We start from the raw sequence: 645 nt of genomic DNA on the forward strand, positions 1-645 counted from the left end.
CTGAACGGAGTCATCCCTTCAGTGGTGTGGGCGGGCACGGGTGTTCCGACGGCGGGCGTGGAGTGCCAGGTCGGGATCTACAACCTTCGCGCCACCCTGTTCTGCATTCAGGAGCAGGGCGCCGGAACACAGGTCGAGGAATGCTTCGGCGACCCGGTGAACTGGTGCGACGGTGAAGACTTCGCCACGACCGCCAACATGACCTGCTACGACGCGCCGGCCGGCTGGGATCTCTACCTCGGCCATCGAGTGTGTGTGAACAGTCCGGCGATGAACGAGTACTTGGCGGGGGCGCCTGCGCCGCCAAAGCCGTACGGCATCGACTTCAGCTGCGGGTTCGGTGATGCGCTGTGCACCCTCCAGGAGGACTACGCGGTGGGGATGCTGTCGTGGGGGATGGACGCCATCACCTGGGCGATGGATGCAACCACCTTCACCACCGACGGAGCTCTGTGGATCGGAGCAGCGAGCGAGTTCGCCTGGTGGCGATGGGCGGTGGTGCTCGTCACCGTCGTCGCAATGGCGTGGGGCATCACGGTTGGTCTGCTCAAGCAGGACGGACCGATGGTGCGCACCGCCGTCATCGGCGGCATTCTCGCCTGGCCGGCAGCGGAAGTCGCCGTGTGGACGCTTGGGCATCTGCTG

1 protein-coding gene is annotated in these 645 nt (G+C 65.7%); it reads left to right on the top strand.

From position 1 onward, the window contains the following. A partial coding sequence (locus tag ACLD7X_RS17780) for a hypothetical protein (protein ID WP_411425019.1) occupies positions 1 to 645 on the top strand: 645 nt, incomplete at both ends.

The organism is Aphanothece microscopica RSMan92 (genome assembly GCF_046613545.2).
Lineage (GTDB): Bacteria > Cyanobacteriota > Cyanobacteriia > PCC-6307 > Cyanobiaceae > NIES-981.